This window comes from Micromonospora sp. NBC_01405 (genome assembly GCF_045040155.1).
Classification (GTDB): Bacteria; Actinomycetota; Actinomycetes; order Mycobacteriales; family Micromonosporaceae; genus Micromonospora.
The window spans coordinates 1,986,835-2,010,180 of sequence record NZ_CP109532.1 but is presented as its reverse complement, the minus strand read 5'-3'; the positions used below and the strand labels follow the sequence as shown (position 1 = coordinate 2,010,180).

17 protein-coding genes and 2 pseudogenes are annotated in these 23,346 nt (G+C 75.1%); 3 read left to right on the top strand and 16 right to left on the bottom strand.

Annotated features, from left to right (window positions below):
- Nucleotides 1–62: 62 nt before the first annotated feature.
- From OG559_RS07815 to OG559_RS07800, 4 genes and pseudogenes are all read right to left on the bottom strand, one after another.
- Entirely contained in the window at nucleotides 63–1,286 is a 1,224-nt protein-coding gene (locus OG559_RS07815; RefSeq protein ID WP_405113844.1) for an ABC transporter substrate-binding protein, read from the bottom strand.
- Nucleotides 1,287–1,562: 276 nt separating this feature from the next.
- A pseudogene (locus tag OG559_RS07810) lies at nucleotides 1,563–2,027 on the bottom strand (transposase); the annotation flags it as partial.
- A gap of 282 nt (nucleotides 2,028–2,309) precedes the next feature.
- Nucleotides 2,310–4,115: pseudogene (locus OG559_RS07805) on the bottom strand (transposase); the annotation flags it as partial.
- 64 nt (nucleotides 4,116–4,179) lie between these two features.
- The gene (locus OG559_RS07800) at nucleotides 4,180–5,211 is read right to left on the bottom strand and encodes a DNA primase (RefSeq protein ID WP_405113842.1); all 1,032 of its coding nucleotides are present in this window, start codon (nucleotides 5,209–5,211) and stop codon (nucleotides 4,180–4,182) included.
- A gap of 118 nt (nucleotides 5,212–5,329) precedes the next feature.
- Here OG559_RS07800 and OG559_RS07795 point away from each other — a divergent pair, with 118 nt between their 5' ends.
- On the top strand, nucleotides 5,330–5,665 hold the full coding sequence (locus OG559_RS07795) for a PadR family transcriptional regulator (RefSeq protein WP_405113840.1): 336 nt from the start codon (nucleotides 5,330–5,332) through the stop codon (nucleotides 5,663–5,665).
- A gap of 86 nt (nucleotides 5,666–5,751) precedes the next feature.
- Here the strand turns inward: OG559_RS07795 and OG559_RS07790 are convergent, their stop codons facing one another.
- From OG559_RS07790 to deoC, 10 genes are all read right to left on the bottom strand, one after another.
- The gene (locus OG559_RS07790) at nucleotides 5,752–6,423 is read right to left on the bottom strand and encodes a permease prefix domain 1-containing protein (RefSeq protein ID WP_405113838.1); all 672 of its coding nucleotides are present in this window, start codon (nucleotides 6,421–6,423) and stop codon (nucleotides 5,752–5,754) included.
- Nucleotides 6,424–6,483: 60 nt separating this feature from the next.
- Nucleotides 6,484–8,427, bottom strand: coding sequence for a thiol reductant ABC exporter subunit CydC (gene cydC, locus OG559_RS07785; RefSeq protein WP_405113836.1), 1,944 nt, complete (start codon nucleotides 8,425–8,427; stop codon nucleotides 6,484–6,486).
- Complete coding sequence (gene cydD / locus OG559_RS07780) at nucleotides 8,424–10,100, bottom strand: thiol reductant ABC exporter subunit CydD (RefSeq protein ID WP_405113834.1); 1,677 nt, start codon at nucleotides 10,098–10,100, stop codon at nucleotides 8,424–8,426. The genes cydC and cydD overlap by 4 nt, the downstream gene beginning before the upstream one ends.
- The gene (locus OG559_RS07775; protein WP_405113832.1) at nucleotides 10,097–11,101 is read right to left on the bottom strand and encodes a cytochrome d ubiquinol oxidase subunit II; all 1,005 of its coding nucleotides are present in this window, start codon (nucleotides 11,099–11,101) and stop codon (nucleotides 10,097–10,099) included. The genes cydD and OG559_RS07775 overlap by 4 nt, the downstream gene beginning before the upstream one ends.
- Before the next feature lie 10 nt (nucleotides 11,102–11,111).
- Entirely contained in the window at nucleotides 11,112–12,362 is a 1,251-nt protein-coding gene (locus tag OG559_RS07770) for a cytochrome ubiquinol oxidase subunit I (RefSeq protein ID WP_405113831.1), read from the bottom strand.
- Between the two features lie 114 nt (nucleotides 12,363–12,476).
- On the bottom strand, nucleotides 12,477–13,382 hold the full coding sequence (locus tag OG559_RS07765; protein WP_405113830.1) for a M56 family metallopeptidase: 906 nt from the start codon (nucleotides 13,380–13,382) through the stop codon (nucleotides 12,477–12,479).
- A 9-nt stretch (nucleotides 13,383–13,391) separates the two neighbouring features.
- Entirely contained in the window at nucleotides 13,392–13,838 is a 447-nt protein-coding gene (locus OG559_RS07760; RefSeq protein WP_405113828.1) for a BlaI/MecI/CopY family transcriptional regulator, read from the bottom strand.
- A gap of 321 nt (nucleotides 13,839–14,159) precedes the next feature.
- The gene (locus OG559_RS07755; protein WP_405113826.1) at nucleotides 14,160–14,984 is read right to left on the bottom strand and encodes an aldehyde dehydrogenase family protein; all 825 of its coding nucleotides are present in this window, start codon (nucleotides 14,982–14,984) and stop codon (nucleotides 14,160–14,162) included.
- Nucleotides 14,977–16,407, bottom strand: a complete 1,431-nt coding sequence (locus tag OG559_RS07750; protein ID WP_405116470.1) for an aldehyde dehydrogenase family protein — start codon at nucleotides 16,405–16,407, stop codon at nucleotides 14,977–14,979. Before OG559_RS07750 ends, OG559_RS07755 begins: the two co-directional genes overlap by 8 nt.
- A 5-nt stretch (nucleotides 16,408–16,412) precedes the next feature.
- Nucleotides 16,413–17,372: a deoxyribose-phosphate aldolase gene (deoC, locus tag OG559_RS07745; protein ID WP_405113824.1), complete on the bottom strand. Its 960-nt coding sequence runs from the start codon at nucleotides 17,370–17,372 to the stop codon at nucleotides 16,413–16,415.
- A 176-nt stretch (nucleotides 17,373–17,548) separates the two neighbouring features.
- Here deoC and upp point away from each other — a divergent pair, with 176 nt between their 5' ends.
- Together upp and OG559_RS07735 are read left to right on the top strand one after the other, a co-directional pair.
- Complete coding sequence (upp, locus tag OG559_RS07740; protein WP_161686960.1) at nucleotides 17,549–18,181, top strand: uracil phosphoribosyltransferase; 633 nt, start codon at nucleotides 17,549–17,551, stop codon at nucleotides 18,179–18,181.
- A 171-nt stretch (nucleotides 18,182–18,352) separates the two neighbouring features.
- Nucleotides 18,353–19,030, top strand: coding sequence for a GPP34 family phosphoprotein (locus OG559_RS07735; protein ID WP_405113822.1), 678 nt, complete (start codon nucleotides 18,353–18,355; stop codon nucleotides 19,028–19,030).
- A gap of 188 nt (nucleotides 19,031–19,218) precedes the next feature.
- On the opposite strand, the gene OG559_RS07730 is transcribed toward OG559_RS07735, so the two are convergent.
- Together OG559_RS07730 and OG559_RS07725 are read right to left on the bottom strand one after the other, a co-directional pair.
- On the bottom strand, nucleotides 19,219–20,943 hold the full coding sequence (locus tag OG559_RS07730) for a phospho-sugar mutase (protein WP_405113820.1): 1,725 nt from the start codon (nucleotides 20,941–20,943) through the stop codon (nucleotides 19,219–19,221).
- A 66-nt stretch (nucleotides 20,944–21,009) separates the two neighbouring features.
- Nucleotides 21,010–23,175 carry a serine/threonine-protein kinase gene (locus OG559_RS07725; RefSeq protein ID WP_405113818.1) on the bottom strand — a complete coding sequence of 722 codons (2,166 nt, stop codon included), beginning with the start codon at nucleotides 23,173–23,175 and terminating at the stop codon, nucleotides 21,010–21,012.
- Between the last annotated feature and the right edge of the window lie 171 nt (nucleotides 23,176–23,346).

Sequence of the window (23,346 nt, the reverse complement as noted above, 5' to 3'; positions counted from 1 at the left end):
CGCACCGCCTCTCGGCGGGCCGGCGGGGTGGGGCCGGCCGCGCGGGTGACTTGCGGATCGGGTCAGGACACCCGGACCCAGCCGCCGTGGTCGACCCGGTAGATGCCGAGGGAGTTGCGGTCCATGCCGCCGTGCCGGATCGGCGCGAACGCGTACGCCCCGGCGATGCCCTCGGTGACCTGGTTCTGCAGGTACGCCCGCAGCCGCCCCCGGTCCACGCTGGCCGCCGACCGGGACGCGTTGGCGATCAGTTGCAGCGCGTCCGAGGCGTACGGGGCGAAGCCGCTGAACCCGCCGTGTCGCTGGATGTAGCGGTACACGAAGTCCCGCCGGGCCAGCGCCGCCGTGGTGGTGTTGGTGAGGGTGGACCCGCCCAGGCAGATCGGGTGCACCGCGTACGCGCCCTCCAGGGCGGCCGAGTTGCCGTCGGCCAGGGTGTCCTCGGCGACGCCGCCCGCGTCCAGGTAGAGCGGCCCACGGTGGCCGGCCCGGCGCAGCGCCAGGATCGCCCCGCCCGTGTCGGGGGCGGTGCCCCAGACCACCACGGCGTCCGGCTCCGCCGCCACCACCCGTTGCGCGGCCCGCAGAAAGCTCTCGCCGGTCCGGGGCAGCCGGACGACCTCGACGGGCCGCAGCTCGACGGCCCGCAGGGCCGCTGACATCGCCCGTACGCCCGAGTTGCCGTGCAGCCCGTCCGCCGCCAGCACCACAACCCGTTTCCGCCGCTGTGAGGCGATGAGGCGGGCCAGCCGGCGGGCAACGTCGGAGGCGTCCGGGGTCAGCTTGTAGACGTACGTCCGCTGGGCCAGCGGCAGCACGATCCCGTCCCCGTACGCCAGCGAGACGTACGGGGTCCGGAGTCGTTGGGCGACGCCGACGATGGCGGCGGAGGTCTCGGTGACGGTCCCGCCGAGCAGGGCGTGCGCCCCGTCCCGCTGGATCAGCTCGGCGGCGTGCCGGGCGGCCAGGTCCGGGTCGCTGGCGTTGTCGCGTACCTCCAGCCGGACGGTCCGGCGCAGGTTGCCGACGGGCACACCGTCGGCGTTGAGCGACTCCAGACTGATCCGTAGGGCCCGCTCCTGAGGCACCCCGAGCGCCGCGCCGGCACCGGTCAGCTCCAGGCTGACGCCGAGCACGAGCTCCTTACCGTCGGTCCGGTCGGCGCCCCTGGTGGGACCGTCCTGCGCCCCGGTCCGCCCGCAGGCGGTCAGCAGCAGGACGCCCGCCCCAGCCGCGAGCACCCCCCGCCGGTTGGGTGTGCCCGGGTCGATCGCCGGTGCCGCCATGTTCCAGTCGCCTTCCCCACCCGGCGACACCTGCCGCCGGCCGTTACCGTCCGGTATGTTCCCGGCCGCCGCGACCCGGCGTCAACTTCTCCGGGTGTGGGCATGAACACGCAGGTGGGAGGCGGTTTTCGGGGGTCGGCGGCGGCGGTGGCGGTGGCGGTGTCCTTCCCGGGCCGTTGCCGTCCGGCGTGCCGACTGACCCGCCACGGGGCGTGGCGGGTCAGTCGGCCGGCGTCGCACCGGCGCGTCGGGCCGCCCGGATCGGGCGTGCGGGTCTCAGGACCGGTATCCGGCGGACCGGTACTCGTACTCCCGGTCGTCGTCGCGGTCCCCGGTGTCCCGGGTGAAGTCCCAGCCGCCGGCCGCTTCCCGTCCCGGACGCCCGCCGACCGCGAAGCCGCCGATCTCCTGCCCGCGACGCCAGCCCCGGAAGTAGCCGGTGGTGTTCTCGGCCAGGCTGGCCGCGTCGCGGACGATCCGTAGCGGACGCTCCTCGCGCAGCGGTGAGCCCGGGACCAGGTTGGCCTGCGGCACCCGCTTCGGCAGCCCGGCCTTCGTCTCGACGCCCACGGCCGGGCGGGCGGCCTGCTCGGCGGCCTGCCACCCGGTGTCCGCGGTGCTCGACCAGTCGACCTCGGCCTCTTCGTCCTGGCCCACGAACCAGGCCGACTTGGCGGCGGCGAAGATCAGCAGGTCGCCGTCGCCCTCGTCGGAGATCGGCGGAGTCCGCCGCTCCATCGGCGCGGCACGCGGCGGCTGGACCGGGGCCGGCTGGTGCTCCATGGCCGGTCGGTCGAGGCGGTGCTCCATGGCGGGCCGCTCGGGCCGGTGCTCCATCGCCGGTCGGTCGGGACGGTGCTCCATGGCCGGCCGCTCGGGACGGTGCTCCATCGCGGGCCGGTTCGGGAGGGGCTGCGAGGCGGGCCGGTTCGGAAGGGGCTGCGAGGCGGGCCGGTTCGGGAGGGGCTGCGGGGCGGGCCGGTTCGGGAGGGGCTGCGGGGCGGGCCGGTCGGCGCGGATGGACTCCCCGCGATCGACGAGCCGCAGCGGCGGTGTCTCCAACTGTGGGTCGCCGGACGGGGCCGACCCCTCGCGCAGCGCCCGGTCCGCCAGCGGCTGCGGCTCGACCAGCCGCAGCATCGGCGGCTCCTGAGGCAGGTCGTCGGCGAGCCAGGGCGGGGTGACCCGACCGTCGGTCGGCACCAGTTCCGTCGGCCCGTCGATCTGTCGCGGCCCTCGGTCCTCGAAGGACCGGACGACCGGGTTGTCGGCGGCGCTGTCGGACGGGTCCTCGGGGTTGTTGACCAGCGGCCAGTTCGCCCGCGAGCCCGGGGGAGCGGCCTCCTGGCCGGGCCGCGGGGTCGGGACCGGCACGCTCAGGTCGGTGGCGCTGAACCCGCCGGCGGGTCGGGCGCCCTCGCCAGTGGTCTTCGGCCGGGGCGGGATGACGGTGCGTTGCCGCTCCGCCCGGGCGTGCTGGATTGCGGCGGTGGTCAGCGTGGGCCGGAACGGCTCGCCGGCCTCGGCCGGCGGCACCGAGCCGCGATCGCGCTGGGCCGGCGCGAACGGGGTCATCCCCGGCGGCGGTGGCGGCGGCGCGGACACCGGCCGGTTGGTCGGGCCGTCCACCACCCGGCGCGGCTCACCGGCCGAAGGCGGTGCGGAGACGGGCGGGGTGGCGGTGGCGGCCGGGGCCATCGGGCGCGGGGCGATCGGCGGCGGGGCGATCGGCTCCGGTGCGATCGGCGGCGGGCCGAGGGGCCGGGGCGAGGGCGGCATTCCGCTGCCGGGGATCGGCTCTGGGCGGCTGCGGCGGCCGACGGGCTCGGGTTCGGTGGGCCGCAGCGCGCGCAGCCCGGTGCCGGTGCCGCCGAGGCCGGTCAGTTCGGCGACCGGCTCGCCCCGGCGGGCGGCGGCCCGCCGGCCGGGTGCCTGGGCCGGGTTGGTGACCCGGGCGCCGAGCGCGCTGACCAGCGCCTCACAGCCCGCGTCGCAGGCCCGCACCGAGGCGACCGCCTGGCGGACCGTCTCCGCCACGGCCGAGGTGAGCGCCCGGCTGACCGCCGCGCGGCGTGGGGTCTCGGAGATGGCGACCTGTAGGGCGGTCACCGCGTCGTTGATCTCGTCGGCGTCGGCCACCCCGTCGGCCGCGAGGTGCGCGGCGATGGCGTCCGCCGCCACCGACACCTCCCGGCCCCGGGCGATCGTGCCGCCCAGCATGCCGGGCTCGGGCAGGGCGTCGAGCACGGCCAGCGCGACCGGCTCGGCCGGGTCCGGGTACGCCCGCAGCGCGGCCGGGTAGAGCTCCCGTAGCACCTCACGCAGCGCCACGGCTGCGGAGTGCCGGCCGCTGGCGAGCGCGGCGTGGGCAGCGAGGACCTGCTTGTAGCCGGTGAGATCCCGGGGTGCCGGCAGGGTGACCGCGGAGAGCGCCCCGGCCTGGAGTGCCCGGGCCAGCCCGACGGCCTGCCGCTCGGCCGGCGGGGACTGCATCTCCTCCAGCGAGTCGTCGTCGGCGAACCGTTCGGCGAAGTCGTCCACCGAGTCGTCGTCGGCGATGGCCAATGGCCGCCCGGCGGCGCTGAGCAGCGCGGTGACCGTGTGGTCATCGCTGTCGGCCGCGATCGCGGCACCGCTCGGCCCGCCCGACCGCTCCACGAGCAGGGCGACCAGCTGGGCGTATCCGGCCGGGTCGTCGCCGATCTCGCAGACATGGAGCAGCCGGCCTGCGTCGTCGACGACAGCAGACGTCAGCGTCGAACCGGCCGAAGCCGGTCGGCCGGCTGGATCCGCTGAGGCCAGACCGCAGTACACGCGCACGAGCGCCACGGCGTCGTCCTCCTCCCGGGACTGAGGTCTTTCTCTGCCAGTGACTGATGCTCCCTGGAACGCGTCAGTCGCGCCAGTCCACGACTGCAGAGATCTTGCCGACAATGGTGCGCCAACCGAGACTCGCCGTCTGCGCCCCGATCTTCTTCAGCCGCCGCCGGCCGAGGAAGCCGCCGATCCCGCCGTTGACCGTGGACCGCAGCGCTTCGTCCAGATTGTCCAGGCTGGAGCCGGCGGAGAGCATGTCCAGCACAGCGGGCAGACGCAGCGCGTACGCGACGTCCCGGGCCGCCTCACCGGCCTCGATGAGCAGGGGAGCGTCCCAGGTGTCGTGTCCGCCGCGCAGGTTCTCCACGACCAGGTCGAGCTCGTAGGTGTCCTCGTCGAGGGGCGCGATGTCGGCCGGGGTCAGCCGATCGGACAGTTCATTCCAGCTGTCCAGCTGGGACATGTCGGTGGGTGCGCCGGACCGGACGAAGCTGACCAGCGACTCCGGCGTCTTGAACAGCAGCAGCTTGCCCCGGTGGCTGAGGAAGACCGGAATCTCCTCGTCGCCCTCCTCGTCGCCCTCCTCGTCGGCCTCGGCCTCGTCCTCGTCGTCCTCGTCGGTCTCGGCGTCCTCGTCCCCGTCGGCCTTGGTCGAGGAGTCGTCGGCGCCCCGGCGTCGGGACTTCCCGCCGTTCTCCTTCTCCTCTTCGGCCTCGGCGAACTCGGCGGCCACCTCCTCGTCGAGGATCACGACCTCGTCGTCGTCCTCGTCGACCTCGATCGCCTGACGGCGAGCCAGGAACGGGTCGTCGGCGTCGCGGTCGGCGACGTCGGTGGGGGTCAGCTCCCGCGCCGGCCGGTACGCCCGCAGCGTGTAGCCGGTGCCGGAGGGCAGTGCGATCTCCACCGGGTCGATGCGCACCTCGTCCCAGAGCGAGCGGTCGGCGTCCCGCGCCGACGGGCGCTCGACCTCCTCTTCCTCGACGTCATCGACGGTGCCGTCCTCTTCGAGGGTGCCGTCGGTTTCGTCGAGCTCGGGCTCGTCGGCGTCGGGCCGTTGGGGCGACTGGCGGGCCACGCTGACCTCCGTGTGCTTCGGGTTGCCCACCCGGCGGCGTCTCCGGCCGCCGAGTGACTCTGGGCACATACCCTAGTGGGCGGCTCATGGGGACCGGTGCCCGCACCCCGGTGGCGGTCGGGCGGGCGGACAAGTAGCGTTGCTACCTATGAAGGCCCAGTCCCTGCACGGACACCTCGACGCGCTGCTGCTCGCGGTGCTGGAGCGGGGCGCGCTGCACGGCTACGCGATCATCGAGGCGCTCCGGGCGCGCAGCGACGGCAGCCTCGACCTGCCGACCGGCACGATCTATCCCGCGCTGCGCCGGTTGGAGCGGGCCGGGCACGTGGCCAGCGCCTGGAGCACCGTCAACGGCCGGGAGCGCCGCACCTACGAGCTCACCGACTCCGGGCGTCGGGCGCTGGCCGGTGAGCGGGCCGGCTGGCGGGAGTTCAGCGTCACCGTGGGCCGGTTCCTCGACGACACCCCCGCCGCCCCGGCCTGACCGCCGCGCGACCGCCCCCGCTCGGCCCGCCGGCCGCTCGGCCGCGCCGTCGGTCGCCCCCGGGTGACCGGTCGCCGTGCCCCTCGTCAGCGAGCCGCGAGCAGCCAGGACCGGGCCGCCCGGCCGATCCAGAGGAAGCCGGCACCGGTCACCAACCCGCCCACGATCATCGGGGGCCAGGTGAGGGCCGCCTCCCACAGCCCGATCGACCAGCCGTACAGGGCCCCGCCGCTCAGCACGCCGAAGGTGAGCGCGGTGGTGAGCCCGAAGCCGGCCAGCCGGGCGAGTCGGGGCAGGGCCGGGTGGGCCGACCGGGCCGAGGCGGCCACCAGCAGCAGCCCGGCTACCGCCAGCAGCGCGGTGGCGATCCACAGGCCGTTCAGCGAGGCGGACAGGAGGCGGTAGCCGGCGGGCGGGACGGACCCGCCACTCCAGCTCGACCCCTTCCAGGTCAGGTCGCCCGCCACGAGCAGAACCCCGGCCACCGCGAGCACCCGCAGGGCCAGACCGCGCAGCGAGCCGGCCGCCAGCTCCGCCTGGTAGGTCGGGACGAGCCGGGAGGCGTCGCCGAACTCGGCCACCGCCCGCCGCTCGGCCTCCGCCGCCGGCAGCCCCCCGTCCTGGTACGCCTCGACGGCGTCCTGCAACGCGTGCCGAGCCTCGGTCAGCAGGTCGGCCTTGAGCCGTGGCGGACCGTGCAGCCGGTCGTCCAGCTCGCGCAGCCGGTCCTCCACGCGTACGACGTCGCACCGGGACATGGGACCGAGCCTGCCACGGCGGTGCCCCGTCCGCGTCGGGGAGATTCCCGGAGCCGGCGCTCAGGGGCGGGGGGTCAGGGCCAGGTAGCCGCGTTCCGCCGCCTCCTGGAGCAGCCACTGGTCCCGGTACCAGCCCGGCGCGGCGATCAGCTCGGCGTGCCGGCCGCGCTGCACCACCCGGCCGGCGTCGAGCACCACGATCTCGTCGAGGCCGGCCAGCCCGCTGAGCCGGTGGCTGATCAGCAGCACCGAGTGCCCCGCCGGGGTGGCGGCCAGCGCCGAGGCGAGCACCGCGTCGGCCGCGGCCGGGTCGAGGCCCTCGGTCGGCTCGTCGAGCACCAGCACCCCGGGCGCGGCGAGCAGCGCCCGGGCCAGCGCGAGGCGTTGCCGCTGGCCACCGGAGAGCTGCCCGCCCTCCTCTCCGACCACGGTGTCCCAGCCGGCGGGCTGGGCGCGTACCCAGTCGAGCAGGCCGGCGGCCCGGGTCGCGGCGGTCAGCGCGTCGGTGTCGGCGGCGGGCCGGCCGAGGAGCAGGTTCTCCCGGACCGTGGTGTGGAAGACGTACGCCTCGGCGAGCAGCCCGCCGACCGCCCGGGGCAGTTCCTGCGCCGGGTACGCCGACAGGTCCACCCCGTCCAGGGTGGCCCGGCCGCCCTCGGGGCGCACCGTGTCGGTGAGGACGGCCGCGAGCGTGCTCTTGCCGGCGCCGCTCGGGCCGACCACGGCGACCCGGCGGCCGGCCGGCAGGTCCAGGGTGACCCGGTCCAGCGCCGGTGCCGCGCCCGCCCGGTACCGCACGGTCACCTCGTCCAGGCGCACGTCGTGCGGGGCGGCGGCGGTCACCGTGACGGGGGCCTCGTCGGTGCGGGCCTCGTCGGCGGGGGCCGGGGTGGGGCCGGCCTCGGGGACGGTCGGGGCGGCGCCGGCCTCGGGGGCGATCAGCAGGGCGGCGACCCGGACCAGGCCGGCCCGGAGTTGGGTGCGCTGCCGGGCGGCACCGACCAGGGCGAGCGCCACCTCGACGGTGGCCAGGGAGCCGACCGCCAGCACCCCGACCAGCACCCCGCCGACCCCGGCGCGCAGCGCGGCGACCACCACCCCGGCGGCGGTCGCCCCGGCGACCAGCACCCCGGCCGCGTCCACGGCGAAGCCGGTCGCGGCGAGCCGTCGTTCCAGCCGGGCCAGCCGCCGGGCCCGCCCCCCGGCGGCGGCCAGCGCCTGCCGGGTGGCGCCGAACGCGGCCAGGTCGGCCGCGCCGTGGGTCAGGTCGACCGCGTCCGTGGCGAGCGCGCCGCGCAGCGGGGCGACCTCGTCGGCGGCCCGGCGGGTCAGCGCCGTGGCCGCCAGCGGCAGCGCGACCCCGGCGACGAACAGGCCCAGCGCCAGCACCCCGGCCGCCGGCAGCGAGACGAGACCGGCCCCGGCCACGGCCAGCACGCTGACTCCGGCGGCGGCCGACCCGGGCACGAGCACCCGCAGCAGCAGGTCCTGCACGGCCTCCACGTCGGAGACCAGTCGGCTCAGCGCGTCCCCGGTGCGACCCCGGGCGGCATCGCCCCGGGCCGCCAGCGTGGCGAACACCCGGGCCCGCACGTCGGTGATCATGCGCAGCACGGCGTCGTGGCCGGCCAGCCGCTCGGTGTAGCGGAACACGCCCCGACTGATCGCCAGTGCCCGGACCGCGACGATCGCCACGGTGAGCCGGTCCAGCGGCGGCCGGCCGGCGGCGCTCATCAGCAACCAGGTGGCGGTGGCCATCAGGGCCAGCCCGGCGAGCTCGGTGGCGGCGGCGAGCAGCCCCGCCCCGACCAGCCGCCCCAGGTACGGCCGGGCCAGCCGGAGCACGGTCCGCTCGGCGGCCCGGACGCTCCGGCCGTCGGGCGGTGGGGCCGCAGCGGCGTCCACACCCGGGCTCGGCGGCGTGTCGAGCGGTGGGGCCGCAGCGGCGTCCGCGCCCGGGCTCGGCGGTGTGGTGGACGCGCCGTCGGGGGGACCGGTGCTCATCGGGCCACCTCCGCGACCGTCCCGCGGGTCAGCTCGGTGACCCGGCCGTCCTCGACCCGCAGGATCCGGTCGGCGTCCTCCAACAGGGCCGGTCGGTGGGCCACCAGCAGGGCGGTCCGCCCGGCGACGAGCCGACGGGTGGCGGCCAGCACCACGGCCTCGCTGGCGGTGTCGAGCCGCGCGGTGGGCTCGTCGAGGAGCACCACCGGGGCGTGCCGGAGGAACGCCCGGGCCAGTGCCACCCGCTGCCGCTGGCCGCTGGACAGGCCGTGGCCGCGCTCGCCGAGCATCGTGTCGAGCCCGTCGGGCAGGGCGGCGACCACCTCGTCCAGCGCGGCGGCGGTGACCGCCGCGGCGAGCGCGTCGTCGTCGGTGTCGGGCGCGCCGAGCCGGATGTTGTCGGCCAGCGTCGCGGCGAACAGGTGGGCGCGCTGCGGCACCCAGGCGAGCCGGCTGCGCCAGCCGTCCGGGTCGACGCCGGCCAGGTCGACCCCGTCCACGGTGATCCGGCCCCGGGTCGGGGCGACGAAGCCGAGCAGCAGGTTGAGCAGGGTGCTCTTGCCCGCGCCGCTGGGCCCGACGACGGCGATCCGCTCGCCCGGCCGGATGGTCAGCGTGACGTCCCGCAGCGCGACCGTCCGCTCGTACTCGACGGTGACGCCCTCGAACCGGATCTCGCCCCGCCCGTCGGGGGCCGGCGACGGCTCCGCCCGGTCGGCGGCCGGCTCGACCGCGGAGAGGGTGAGCGCCTCGTCCAGCGCGGTCAGCCCCTCCATGCTGGCGTGGAACCGGCTGCCCGCCGCCCGCAGCGGCAGGTACGCCTCCGGGGTGAGCAGCAGCACCAGCAGCGCGGTGGAGAGGGCCAGCCCGCCGCCGAGCAGCCGGATGCCCACCGGCACCGCGACCAGCGCCACCGACAGCGTGGCGACCAGCTCCAGCACCAGCGCGGAGAGGAACGCGATCCGCAGCGTCTTCATGGTGGCCGCGCGGTGTCCGTCGGCGATCCGGCGCACCACCTCGACCTGCCCCCGTACCCGGCCGAACGCGCGCAGGGTGGGCAGCCCGGCGACCATGTCGAGGAAGTGCCCGCCGAGCAGCGACAGCCGTCGCCACTGGCGGTCCGTGGCGGCCTGCGCCTGCCAGCCGAGCAGCGCGCCGAAGACCGGGATCAGCGGCAACGTCAACGCGATGATCACCGCCGAGCCCCAGTCGGCGAAGACGATCCGGGCCAGCACGGCCACCGGCACGGTGACGCTGAGCACGAGCTGCGGAAGGTACCCGGTGAAGTACGCGTCCAACGCGTCGAGCCCGCGCCCGGCCAGGGTGGCGAGCTGGCCGGCCCGCTGGCCGGCGACCCAGCCGGGGCCGTGCCGGCCGACGGCCGCGAGCAGGTCCTCCCGGAGCGTGGCCTTGACCGTCGCGGCGACTCGCGCCGCCACCGTGCCCTGCGCCCAGGTGACCAGCGCCCGCCCGGCCACCGCGGCGAGGAAACCGGCCAGCGCCGGCCGGTCCAGCCGCCCGTCGATCGCGGTGGCCAGCAGCATGGCCAGCGCGGTCGCCTGCCCCACGACCAGCAGCGCCGTCGCTCCGCCGAGCAGTGCGAGCACGGCGAGGTCGCGCCGGGCCGCGGGGACCCGGCGCAGCAGACGCGGGTCGAAGGGACGGCGGTTCACCAGTACACCGGTGCCCTGCCGTCGGTCCGTCCCCGGAACACCCACCAGCACATTGCCTGAAAGCCTAGTAGGGCCGGCAGGAGCGGCACCGTCAGCCAGCCCAGCAGCGCCAGGGTCGGCCCACTGGCCGCCCCGCCGGTCACCGTCAGTGATGCCGCCGGATCGGTGGTGGAAACCAGCGCGTAGGGCCAGAGCGCCGCCCCGACCAGCGCCACCGGCAGCGCCAGCGCCGCCGAGGTGGCGGCGAAGGCCACCCCGGGCCGCCGCCGCGCGAGCGCTGCCCGCGCCACCAGCAGCGCCGTGACCAGCACGAACGGCAGCAGTGCGGCGAAAAGCGGGCGCTGCGTCGCGGCGCGTACCCGATCGGAGAGGCCGCCCGCGACGGTGGCCAGCGTGACTGCGGCGAGCGCCACCGCGACCAGCCTGCGGGCGGTACGTGCCAGCGGCGCGGCGTCGGCGGCCGGAAGCCGGAGGGTGAGGAAGGTCGCACCGTGCACGGCCACCAGGGCCACCATCGCGACCCCGGCGGCGGCCACGAACGGGGTGGCCACGTGCCCGAGACCCGCCACGTGCCCGGCGGCGGTCAGCGGCACGCCCTGGAGCAGACCGGCGAGCAGCCCGCCCCAGCCGAGCGCGGCGAGCAGGCTGCCGGCGACCACCACCCGGTCCCAGGCGGCCCGGGCCCGGCCGTCGGTCGGGCGGCTGCGCAACTGCACGCCGACGGTCACCGCGACCACCCCGGCCAGCGCGGCGGCGACGACCGGGTAGAACCCGGAGAGCAGTTCCCCCTCCAGGGTGGGGAACGCGCCGAACAGGATGCCGACCGCGGCCACCAGCCAGACCTCGTTGCCGAGGAAGAACGGGCCGACGGCGGTGAGCGCCGCCCGGTGGTCCGGGCCGCCGCCCCGGGCGAGCAGCAGCCCGACGCCGTAGTCGTAGCCGCCGAGCACCAGGTAGGCGGCGAAGAAGAGGCCGAGCAGGGCGTACCAGGCGAGTTCCACGGCGGCTCCCTCAGGCGAGGACGGACACGGGGCGGACCGGCTCGGGGGCCGGGGCGGGCGGGCGGCCGAGTGGCGGGTCGGCGGCGCCCCTGGCGGCGTGCCGGGCGAACAGCACCCCGTTGGCGACGGCGAGCGCGCCGAGCAGCAGGGTGAAGCCGATCAGCGAGGCGAGCATCACGCCCGGCCCGACGGGGGAGACCGCCCGTTCGGTGGGCAGCAGCCCGTACGCGACCCAGGGCTGGCGGCCCACCTCGCGGGCGATCCAGCCGAGCAGCACCGCCGCGAAGGGCAGCGGCAGTGCCACCAGGGTGATCCAGAGCGGGACGCGGAGCCGGATGATCCAGTCCCGCCAGAGCAGGGGGAGCAGCAGCCAGACGCAGCAGAGCAGCATGCCGATCATGATCATGAAACCGAGCCCGACGTCGGCCAGCACGGGCGGGGCGTAGTCGCCGGGCCCGAACCTGGCCGTCCACTCGGTGACCAGGGCGTCCCGGCCCGCGCCGCCGCTGAACTTGGTCGGCTGCGCCTGCCCGACCGGCCCGAACTGGGCGAATCCGAAGCCCAGCACCAGGCTGACCGCGAGCGCCGCGGTGACCAGCCCGATCCGCAGCGAGGTGCGGAACAGCGCGAAGTCGGGGGTACGCCGGAGCAGGTGCCAGGCGCTCACCGCGGCCATCAGCATCCCGCCGGTGAGCAGGGCGGCGGCGACCACGTGTCCGAACGCCATCCCGAGGGTGGGGTTGGTGAGCAGGGCGCCGAAGTCGGTCAGGTGGGCCACCCCGTCGCGCAGCTCGTAGCCGACGGGGTGCTGGAGCCAGGAGTTCGCCACCATGATCCAGAACGCCGAGGCGTACGCGGTCAGCGCCACGCCCCACAGCAGCGCGAGGTGGACGCCCCGGCGCAGCCGGTGCCACCCGAAGATCCACATGCCGAGGAACGTGGACTCCAGGAAGAACGCCACCAGGGTCTCGATCGCCAGTGGCGCACCGAACACGTTGCCGACGTAGCGCGACAGGCCGCTCCAGTTCAACCCGAACTGGAACTCCATCACGATCCCGGTGGCGATGCCGAGCACATAGTTGATCACGTAGAGCTGGCCCCAGAACCGGGTCAGCCGTTCGTACGCCGGGTTGCCGGTGAGCACCCAGGCGGTCTGAAGCCCGACGAGCAGGGTGACCAGCCCCAGCGTGACGGCGACGAAGAGGAAGTGCAGCGAGGTGGTCGTGGCGAACTGCAGACGGGCGAGGAGCAGGGAGTCCATGGCCGCTCTCCGGGGGTAGGCTCGCTTTTGGTAGAGAGCCTACACGTAGACCGCCTACCTATTAAGGGGGTGTGCGGCGGCGGTCGGATCAACCGGCGTCAGTCCGGTGGGCCGTCAGCTCAGGAAGAGGGAGATCGGCAGCGTGACCAGGGTGGCCGCCACCGCCAGCGCGGTGGCCCCGATCAGCCGGGGCGGCCGGTCGACGATCAGCAGCCGCTGGACCCGGACGTCCAGGTCCCCCTCGCCCATGCCGAGCGCGCCGGCCGGGGTGACCCGGTGGCCGGCCTCGGCGAACCGCCGTAGCGCGCCCGCGAGAGGCGCCTCGGCGTGCAGCTCCCGGGCCTTGTCGTCGGCGCGCATCTCGACCAGCAGCGCGACCCGCTCGTGAGCGTCCCGCACCCAGCGGAACCAGGGCAGCGCCCGACACAGCGCCGTGAACGGCAGCAACACGAGGTCGTGCCGCTCCTGCGCGTGCGCCCGCTCGTGGGTGAGCACCGCCTCCAGCTCGGCCCGGTCGAGCATGCTGAGCGTTCCGACGCTGACCACCACCCGGGGCCGCACCCCCGGCAGGCAGTACGCCGCCGCGCCCGGATGGTCCAGCACCAGCGCCCCCGGCACCTCGGGGTCCCGGCGGGCGACCAGGGTCAACAGGTCCCGGTGCCGGCGCTGGGCGCGGACGGCCGCGTGCAGGCTGCGTACCGTCGTGCCGAGCAGCACCGCCCCGATGCCGAAGCCGACGCCGACCAGCCCGAGGTGGATCGCGCCCATCCCGGCGGGGAGGGTGCCGTGGGTCAGGTCGGAGCCGAGGGCGAGCAGCGCGCCGCCCGTCGGCCGGTCGTACGCGGTCAGCCCGAGCGCCATGGGCAGGCCCATCGCGGAGAGGCCGAGTGCGAGCCCGACCGCCTGCCAGCAGACGATCGCCACCCGGGGGCTGCGCCACGTCCAGGTGGAGGCCGCGAGGACCTGGGCGGTCAGGTAACAGGCCAGGACCGTCGCGGCGAAGTGCGCGGCGTACGCCATGACGGCGCCCTACCGGTCCGTGGCCTCGTCGGCCAGGGCGGGCTGCCCGGCCCGGTCCGTACGCGGATCCTCGACCCGATCGGTCAGCGACCCGGCGGCCTCGGCGCCCAGGGCGGCCCGCAGCACGTCGGCCTCGGTCCCGGTGACCGAGCGGGCGAAGCGCACCAGCGCGGCGTCCCGGCTGCCACCGAGGTCCAGCGCGTCGAGCATGAGCTGGGCGATGTACGCCTCGCGGCTGGCCGCGGTCCGGTACCGCCAGGCCCGCCCCTCCCGCTGGCGCCGCACCATGCCCTTGCCCGCGAGTCGGTCCAGCACGGTCATCACTGTCGTGTACGCCAACTCGCGCCCGTCGAGCGCGTCGGCGACCTCACGCACGGTCACCCCGTCCGACGTGCCCGGGACGGTGTCCCACAGCACATCCATCACCGCACGTTCAAGATCCCCAAGCCGCGTCACCGATCAATCCTACCCCCCGTAGTAGACCCTCACCGCCCCGCAGCCCTCTGCTGCCCCACCCCACGCCCCCACCCCGCGCCACGCCCCCACCCCGCCCCGCCACCCCGCCTGCGCGCCGCGCCCCGCAAGATCGCCACAGTTTCTGGGAATGAGTGGCCTTGCCGCGCCGGAAGGCCACTCATTCCCAGAAACTGTCGCGGGCTCGTGGGCTCGTGGGCTCGTGGGCTCGTGGGCTCGTGGGCTCGTGGGTGGGGTGGGTGGTGAGGCAGCGCTGGCCGGCGTCCCCTTAGGAGGGGACGCCGGCCAGCGGGGTGGGTGGGGTCAGACGCCCTTGGGGTGCCAGACCGTCTTCGTCTCCAGCAGAGTGGTCATCCGGGTGATGCCGGGGTCGGCGGACCAGTCGTGGTCGGCCGGGGCCGGCCGGAGCACCCGCTTCAGGTTCTCCGCCGCCTTCACCTCCAGCTCGGTGGCGAGCGAGGGGTCGCTCACCCCGGTCAGGTCGATCGCGTTGACGTCCATGTGGCCGGCGAGCGCCGGCGCGGTCTCGGTGATCTTCCCGGTGAGGATGTTGACCACCCCGCCGGGCAGGTCGGAGGTGGCCAGCACCTCGGCCAGGGTCACCGCCGCCAGCGGCTGCGCCGGGGAGGCGGCCACCACCACCGTGTTGCCGGTGACGATCGCCGGGGCGATCACGCTGACCAGGCCGAGCAGCGCCGGCTGCTCGGGGGCCACCACCGCCACCACGCCGGTGGGCTCGGGCGCAGACAGGTTGAAGTACGGGCCGGCGACGGGGTTCGCGCCGCCGTACACCTGGGGGAGCTTGTCGGACCAACCGGCGTACCAGACCCAGCGGTCGATCGCCGCGTCGACCTCGTCGGCCGGCACACCGAGCCCGACGAACTGCTCGCGGCGGCCCTCCAGCATCTCGGCGACCCGGTAGAGGATCTGCCCCCGGTTGTACGCGGTAGCCCCGGCCCAGCCCTTCACGGCCGCGCGGGCGGCGACGACGGCGTCCCGGGCGTCCTTGCGAGAAGCAAGGGACACGTTCGCGGATTGCACGAGATACGACCGTCCCGACTCGCTGCGCGGGAACTTCCCGCCGATGAAGAGCTTGTACGTCTTGCGTACCGCGACCCGCTCAGACATTGAGGTAGCCCTCCAGCCCGTGCCGGCCGCCCTCGCGACCGTAGCCCGACTCCTTGTACCCGCCGAACGGCGAGGTGGGGTCGAACTTGTTGAACGTGTTGGCCCAGACCACCCCGGCGCGCAGCCGGTCGGCCATCCACAGGATCCGGGAGCCCTTGTCGGTCCAGATCCCGGCCGACAGCCCGTACGGCGTGTTGTTGGCCTTCTCGACGGCCTCGGCCGGGGTGCGGAAGGTCAGCACGGACAGCACCGGGCCGAAGATCTCCTCCCGGGCGATCCGGTGCGCCTGGGTGACCCCGGTGAAGATCGTCGGCGCGAACCAGAAGCCGCGCTCGGGCAGTTCACACGGCGGCGACCAGCGCTCGGCCCCCTCGGCGGAGCCGGCGTCGGACAGCTCGCGGATGCGGGCGAGCTGGGCGGCCGAGTTGATCGCCCCGATGTCGGTGTTCTTGTCCAGCGGGTCGCCGACCCGCAGCCGGGCCATCCGCCGCTTGAGCGACTCCAGCACCTGCTCGGCGACGGACTCCTGGACCAGCAGCCGGGAGCCGGCGCAGCAGACGTGCCCCTGGTTGAAGAAGATGCCGTTGACGATCCCCTCGACCGCCTGGTCGATCGGGGCGTCGTCGAAGACGATGTTCGCCGCCTTGCCGCCCAGCTCCAGGGTGAGCTTCTTGCGGGTGCCGGCGACCGACCGGGCGATGGCCCGGCCGACGTCGGTGGAGCCGGTGAAGGCGACCTTGTCCACGCCCGGGTGCTCAACCAGCGTCCGGCCGGTGTCGCCGGCGCCGGTGACGATGTTGACCACGCCGGCCGGCAGGTCGGCCTGCTGGCAGATCTCGGCGAACAGCAGCGCGGTCAGCGGGGTGGTCTCGGCGGGCTTGAGCACCACCGTGTTGCCGGCCGCCAGCGCCGGGGCGATCTTCCACGCCAGCATGAGCAGCGGGAAGTTCCACGGGATGACCTGGGCGGCCACGCCGAGCGGCTGCGGGTCCGCGCCGAAGCCGGCGTGCGGCAGCTTGTCGGCCCAGCCGGCGTAGTAGAAGAAGTGCGCGGCGACCAGCGGCAGGTCGACGTCCCGGGATTCCTTGATCGGCTTGCCGTTGTCCATCGACTCCAGCACGGCCAGCTCGCGGGAGCGCTCCTGGATGATCCGGGCGATCCGGAACAGGTACTTGGCCCGGTCCCGGCCCGCCATCGGGCCCCACACCTTCTCGTACGCCTTGCGGGCGGCGCGGACCGCGCGGTCCACGTCCTCGCTCCCGGCCTCGGCGACCTCGGCGAGCACCTCCTCGGAGGCGGGGTTGACCGACTTGAAGGCGCCGCCGTCGGTGGGGTCGACGAACTTCCCGTCGACGAAGAGCCCGTACGAGGGCTTGAGGTCCACCACCGAGCGGGACTCGGGAGCGGGTGCGTATTCGAACATCACTCTCAGTCCAGGGTGAAGTAGTCGGGACCGGAGTAGACGCCGGTCGTCAGCTTGGTGCGCTGCATGAGCAGGTCGTTGAGCAGGCTGGACGCGCCGAACCGGAACCAGTCCGGGTCGAGCCAGTCCGCGCCGACGGTCTCGTTGACCATGACCAGGTACTTGATCGCGTCCTTGGTGTTCTTGATCCCGCCGGCCGGCTTCACACCGACCTGCCGCCCGGTGGCGTCGCGGAAGTCGCGGACCGCCTCCAGCATCACCAGGGTCACCGGCAGGGTGGCGGCGACCGGGACCTTGCCGGTGGAGGTCTTGATGAAGTCGCCGCCGGCCAGCATGGCCAGCCAGGAGGCCCGCCGCACGTTGTCGTACGTGGCCAGCTCGCCGGTCTCCAGGATCACCTTGAGGTGGGCGTCCCCGCAGGCGTCCTTGGTGGCCACGATCTCGTCGTAGACCTCCTTGAAGCGCCCGGCCAGGAAGGCGCCCCGGTTGATCACCATGTCGATCTCGTCGGCGCCGGCCGCCACGGCGGCCCGGGTGTCGGCGAGCTTGACCTCCAGCGGCGCCTGCCCGGAGGGGAACGCGGTCGCCACACTGGCCAGGTGCACGCCGCTGCCGGCCAGCACCTCGGCCACGTGCGGGACCATCGCCGGGTAGACGCAGACCGCGCCGACGTGCGGGCAGGACGGGTCGGCCGGGTCGGGGCGCAGCGCCTTGGCCGCGAGCGCCCGTACCTTGCCGGGGGTGTCCGCCCCCTCCAGGGTGGTCAGGTCGACCATCCGGATGGCCAGGTCGATCGCCTGCGCCTTGGCCGTGGTCTTGATGGAGCGGGTGCCGAGCTGTGCCGCCCGCTGCTCCGCGCCCACCTGGTCCACGCCGGGCAGGCCGTGCAGGAAGGTCCGCAGAGCGGTCTCGGATCGTCCCAGCCCGGAGAGATCCGACCGGGCCGACGTCGCTGTCGCCGTCATGCCGGGGAGTCTACGCATCCACTCGCGTAGTGACACTGATCACGGTGCGCCGCCGCGGGCGCCGCCGATTCGTCGGGCTGCCGCAGCGTCGTCGGGCTGCCGCCCGGGGTGAGCCGGGTCGCTGCCGCGCCCGCTCCCGCACTGCGGGATCCGAACGTTCGGTAGGTTGAGTGATCGTGGACGTACACGTCATTGACCACCCGCTCGCCCAGTCGCGGCTGACCGCCATGCGGGACGCCCGCACCGACTCCTCTTCGTTCCGGGCCGCGCTGCACGAGCTCACCACCATGCTCGTGTACGAGGCCGCACGCTCCTTCCCCGTCGAGAAGTACCCGGTGCAGACCCCGGTGACCGGTGCCGAGGGCACCCGGCTGGCCAACCCGCCGCTGCTGGTGCCGGTGCTGCGGGCCGGCCTCGGCATGGCCGACGCGGCGCTCGGCCTGCTGCCCGAGTCGTCGATGGGCTTCGTCGGCCTGGCCCGGGACGAGGAGACGTACGAGCCGCGGGCTTACATGGAGTCGCTGCCCCGCGACCTGGCCGGCCTGCCGGTGCTGGTCCTGGACCCGATGGTGGCCACCGGCGGCTCCCTGGAGCACTGCTGCCGGCTGTTGGCCGACCGGGGTTGCACCGACATCACCGTGCTCTGCGTGCTGGCCGCGCCGGTCGGCATCCAGCGGCTGGAGCAGTCCGGCCTGCCGCTGCGGCTGGTCACCGCCTCGATCGACGAGGGCCTCAACGACAAGATGTTCATCGTCCCCGGCCTCGGCGACGCAGGCGACCGCCAGTTCGGCGGCATGCCCCGCTTCTGACGGCGGTCCGGCGGTCGAGCCTCGAACCTCGCGAGCCGGTCGCGCCGGTGCCGCTCGTGAGGGGCGGGAAGGGCACCCTTCCCGCCCCTCAGGCATCGACCGGGGGCCTTCCCGCCACGCCGGGCGGGTGGGGGGCCCGCCGGGTGCGCCCAGGCGCTACCGTCTCGGGCCATGACTGGTGTTGCGCTTGCCGAAGAGTTGCTGCTCCTCGCGTACGACGACGAATCCGGCAAGGCGACCATGCCGCGGATCAGCCTCGACCTCGGGATGGCCGCCGCCGTGCTGATCGAACTGGCCCTGGCCGGCCGGATCACGTACGCCGACGGGAACCTGGTGGTCGCCGACCCCACCGGAACGGGCGAGCCGACCCTCGACGAGGTGCTGGCCCGGATGGCCGCCGACACCCCGCACACCCCCTCCTCCTGGGTGCAGCGGCTGCGCCACGGCCTGCGCGACCGGGTCCTCGGCGACCTGGTCGCCCGGGGCGCGGTGCGCGACGTCGAGGAGACCGAGCTGGGCTTCATCCACGTGCACCGCTACCCGACGGCGGACGCCTCCGTGGAGGAGGACACCCGCCGCCGGCTCGCCGAGGCGCTGGCCGACGGGCAGCTCCCCGACGAGCGGACCGCCGCGCTGGCCACCCTGGTCGCGGTGCTCCGGATGGAGCCGGCGCTCGGCCTGACCGGCGACGCAGCCCGGGACGCCCGGGTACGGCTGGAGGAGATCGCCGGCGGCGCCGGCTTCTCCGGCACGGTCGGCCTGGACGCCTCGGTGGTCCGCCCGTCGGTGGCGCTGGTCGTCATCGCCCTGGGCGCCGCCGTCGACGCCGCCCTCGGCAAGCGCGCCTGACCCCTCCGGCCGGGACGAACGACCCGGGCCGACTGCCCCACCCACCCACCCCGCCCCACCCCGCATGGTCGCGCTCTTACACGGAAAGAGTGGCCTCGAATCGCTGCAAGGCCACTCTTTCCGTGTAAGTGCAACAAGCCCACCCCCGCGTAACGGCGTTGATCAACTTGGTGGGGTGGTGGGGTGGGTCAGAGGTTCAGGGTGGTGGCGATCTCGGTGCGGAGGGTGGCTGCGGTTGTGGCCGCGCGGGTGCGGGCCGCCGGCACGTCGCCGTCCGTGACCGGCTCCACGACCTCCAGGTACGCCTTGAGCTTCGGCTCGGTGCCCGACGGGCGGATCACCACCCGGGCCGTGTCGGTGCGCAGGATCACCACGTCCGCCTCGGGGAGCAGGTCCCGCGCCTCGGTGACCGGGTGCCCGAGCAGCGTGGTCGGGGTGGCCGCCCGGACCCGGGCCATCGCGTCGGCGATCACCCGCAGGTCGTCCACCCGGACGGAGAGCTGGTCGGTGTGGTGCACGCCGAACTCGGCGGCCAGCTCGTCCAGCCGGTCGGTCAGCGTGCGCCCCTCCGCCTTGAGGCCGGCGGCCAGCTCGGCGACGGTCAGCGCGGCGGTGATGCCGTCCTTGTCGCGTACGTGTTCCGGGGCGACGCAGTAGCCCAGCGCCTCCTCGTAGCCGAACACCAGCGGCGCGGACCCGCCGCCGGCCCGGACGATCCACTTGAACCCGGTCAGCGTCTCGTCGTACGGCAGGCCCCGGGCGGCGCACATGGCCCGCAGCAGGGACGACGACACGATCGTGGTGGCGTACAGGCCCCGCACGCCCCGGCGCATCAGGTGATCGGCGAGCAGGACGCCCACCTCGTCGCCGCGCAGCATCCGCCAGCCGCCGGGCTGCTCCTCGGCCGTGACCGGAGGGCCCGCAGGCCCACTCCTCGCGCTCGCCGGCCCGCCGTCGCGGACGGCCACCGCGCAGCGGTCCGCGTCCGGGTCGTTGGCGATCGCCAGGTCCGCGCCGGTCCGCTCGGCCAGCGCGACGAGGCGGTCCACCGCCCCCGGCTCCTCCGGGTTGGGGAAGCTCACGGTCGGGAAGTCCGGGTCGGGCTCCGCCTGATCGGGCACCACGCCGGGGACGCCGAACCCGGCGTGGGCGAAGGCGGCGGTCAGCACCGCCGCGCCCACCCCGTGCAGCGGGGTGTAGGCCACCTTCAGGTCCCGGGGGCCGGCCGGGTCGATCACGGCGGCGGCCCGGTCCACGTACGAGGCGACCAGGTCGTCACCGAGCACCTGGCCGGCCGGGCCGAGGGGCACCTGGGCGAGCGGGCCGACCGCCCGGATGGCTGCCTCGATCCCGGCGTCGGCGGGCGGCACGATCTGCGCCCCCGCGCCCAGTTCGCCGCCGAGCCGGGCGCCCAGGTACACCTTGTAGCCGTTGTCCTGCGGCGGGTTGTGGCTGGCCGTGACCATCACGCCGGCCGCCCCGTCGAGCTGCCGCACCGCGTACGCCAGCACGGGGGTGGGCAGCGGGCGGGGCAGCAGCAGTGCCGGACGGCCCGCGCCGGTGGCGACCTGGGCGGTGCGCTCGGCGAACTCCCGGGAACCGTGCCGGGCGTCGTACCCGATGACCAGCGGGCCGGTCGCGCCCTGGGCGGCGAGCCAGCCGACCAGCCCGGCGGCGGCCTGGCTGACCACGGCGAGGTTCATCCCGTTCGGGCCGGCCCGCAGCGGGCCGCGCAGCCCGGCGGTGCCGAAGGTCAGCGGCCCGGCGAACCGGTCGGCCAGCTCGGGCGCGCTCGCCGGCAGCCGGTCGAGCACGGCTCGCAGCTCCTCGCGGGTGGCCGGGTCGGGGTCGTCGTCGAGCCACCGCCGGGCCCGGTCGCGAATGTCGTCAAGGTCAATGGGTTCCGCCGCCATGCCTCTTGATAGCAGGCGGCGGATCACCACGTCCCGTCGGCCTCGCTCCGGTCGGCCCGGTGGGGCTCAGTTCGCCCCGCCGAGCTTGAACGACTCCACCATCCGGTCGAAGATCGGCTTGCTCTCCGCGAACCGGGCGTCAGTGGCGGAGAGGTAGAACGAGTAGACCTTCCCCTCGTGCACCACCCCGCGCCACACGCCGTGCCGCATGCCGTCGCCCTCGCCGCAGGTGTACTCGAACTCGGCCGCCGCCTGACCGTCCAGCTTCTGCTCGGTCATCGACACCTGGTTGTACGGCTTCGGGCAGGAGGTCGGCTTGTTCCGCAGGCCCTTCTCGGCGACCTCGGCCCAGCGCATCGACGACGTGCCGCCCCACTCCTCGGAGAGGATGCGAACCTTGCGGCCGCTGTCCTCCGGGTCGACGAAGTCGACCCACACGCCGGCGCTGTTGCGCTGCCAGCCCTTGGGCACCTGCACCGTGACGCCCCGGGCCGACTGCTCCTGCATCTCCACCGGCGCGGCGGCGGGGGCGGTGGGCTGCGCCGAGGGGGTGGTCGGCCGGTCCGGGTCGCCACCGCCGAACAGGACGACCGCGCCGACCAGCAGCAGCACGACGAGGCCGCCGGCCGCTGCGAGCTGCACCTTGCGCGGCCAGCCCTTGACGGTGGCGACGAGGCCGCCGACCCCGCCGGGGGCACCGCCGCCGGCCGGGGCGGGCGCGGCGGCCGGGGCGGCCCACGGCTGGCCGGTGCCGGGCACCGACCACTGGCCGCCGCCGTACGTCCCGCCCATCCGCTGGGTCGCCCCGGGCGGGCCACCGAAGCCGGGCACCGCCTGGGTGGCGTCGGGCTGGCCGACCCGCTGGGTGGCGTTCGCCCCGACGCCGAACGGGACCTGCTGGGTGGCGTCCGGGCGGGGCCCGAACGGAACCTGCTGGGTGGCGTCGGGCGATGTGCCGTACGTCACACGCTGGGTGGCCTCCGGCGCGCTGCCCGCGTCGACCCGCTGGGTTGCTTCCGAAGATCCGCCGTACGTCCGACCGGCCGGCGACGTCGGCGCCTGCGTGGGCATCGCCCCGGTGGGGGTGTGCAGCGGGCCGGCGAGCGCGTCGGCGCTGGTGTCGTCCAGCGCGGCGGCGCTCGCGGCGGCGGCGGTCTTCTTCTTCGCCTTCTCGCCCCGGCGCAGCGCGGCCAGCCGGTCGGTCAGCGACTCCTCGGGGGAGAGCATCGCCCGGCCGCCGATCTGCCCGCTCGGCTTCGGCTCCGGGCTGGGCGGCGGTGGCGGGGCGACCACCGGCCGCTGCGCCGGCACCACCGCGTACGGGTCGGTGACCGAGTTGACGGCGGTCGCGGTGCTGGTCAGCGGGCCGGCCAGCAGCTCACGCAGCATCGCCCGGGAGGTGTGCACGTCGAGCCGGCGGGCCGGGTCCTTCTCCAGCAGGCCCATCAGGACCCGGGTCAGCGGACCGCTGCGCTGCGGGGTGGCGGGCGGATCCTCGACCACAGCGTGCATGGTCTCGATCGGGTCGCCCTTGTCGAACGGGGGGCGGCCCTCGACCGCCGTGTACAGCGTCACGCCGAGGGAGAAGAGGTCGCTGGGCGGGCCGAACTCCTGGCCCATGGCCCGCTCGGGGGAGATGAAGTGCGGCGAGCCGAGCACCATCCCGGGGGTGGTGAGCTGCACGTCGGTGGGGAGCTTGGCCACCCCGAAGTCGGTCAGCACGCACCGGCCGTCGGTGCAGATCAGCACGTTGGCCGGCTTCACGTCGCGGTGCAGCACGCCGATCGCGTGCGCCACCTCCAGCGCGCCGAGCAGGGCGATACCGATCTTGGCGACCGCGCGGGGCGCGACCGGCCCGTCCTCGATCACCATGTCGGCCAGGCTGCGGGCGTCCAGCAGTTCCATCACGATCCAGGGGCGGCCACCTTCGGTGACCACGTCGTACACCTGGACCACGGCAGGGTGCTGGATGGCGGCGGCGGCGCGGGCCTCGCGCAGCGTCCGCTCGTACATCGCGTCGCGGTCGCTGGGGGCGAGGCCGGGCGGAAGGATGACCTCCTTCACCGCCACGTCGCGCCGCAACAGGGTGTCTGTGGCACGCCAGACCGTGCCCATGCCGCCGTTGCCCACCGCGGACCGGAGCGAGTAGCGACCACCGATGGTGGTGCCGGGCGCCGCGCGTCCGTGGGGTGGACTGACTGGTCCGCCGCTCCACGTCGGGATCTGAGTCACAGAAAAGCCACCGGGGGAAATCGAGGGGGCTGGGACACAACTCCCCTATCTTGCTGGTTCCGACGCCCGATGCGAAACCCGACGCGACGGACGTTTACCGAACTCCACGGTACGTGTCCGGTCGATCACCCTGAGGTTGCCGAAAGTTGGGGCCCCTGTGCGGAATCCCTC

Excerpts from the sequence above, each read along its gene's own strand:
- OG559_RS07815 (WP_405113844.1), bottom strand. The coding sequence starts at position 1,286 with ATGGCGGCACCGGCGATCGACCCGGGCACACCCAACCGGCGGGGGGTG.
- OG559_RS07795 (WP_405113840.1), top strand. The coding sequence starts at position 5,330 with ATGAAGGCCCAGTCCCTGCACGGACACCTCGACGCGCTGCTGCTCGCG.
- OG559_RS07790 (WP_405113838.1), bottom strand. The coding sequence starts at position 6,423 with ATGTCCCGGTGCGACGTCGTACGCGTGGAGGACCGGCTGCGCGAGCTG.
- cydC (WP_405113836.1), bottom strand. The coding sequence starts at position 8,427 with ATGAGCACCGGTCCCCCCGACGGCGCGTCCACCACACCGCCGAGCCCG.
- OG559_RS07770 (WP_405113831.1), bottom strand. The coding sequence starts at position 12,362 with ATGGACTCCCTGCTCCTCGCCCGTCTGCAGTTCGCCACGACCACCTCG.
- OG559_RS07765 (WP_405113830.1), bottom strand. The coding sequence starts at position 13,382 with ATGGCGTACGCCGCGCACTTCGCCGCGACGGTCCTGGCCTGTTACCTG.
- OG559_RS07755 (WP_405113826.1), bottom strand. The coding sequence starts at position 14,984 with ATGTCTGAGCGGGTCGCGGTACGCAAGACGTACAAGCTCTTCATCGGC.
- OG559_RS07750 (WP_405116470.1), bottom strand. The coding sequence starts at position 16,407 with ATGTTCGAATACGCACCCGCTCCCGAGTCCCGCTCGGTGGTGGACCTC.
- deoC (WP_405113824.1), bottom strand. The coding sequence starts at position 17,372 with ATGACGGCGACAGCGACGTCGGCCCGGTCGGATCTCTCCGGGCTGGGA.
- OG559_RS07735 (WP_405113822.1), top strand. The coding sequence starts at position 18,353 with ATGACTGGTGTTGCGCTTGCCGAAGAGTTGCTGCTCCTCGCGTACGAC.
- OG559_RS07730 (WP_405113820.1), bottom strand. The coding sequence starts at position 20,943 with ATGGCGGCGGAACCCATTGACCTTGACGACATTCGCGACCGGGCCCGG.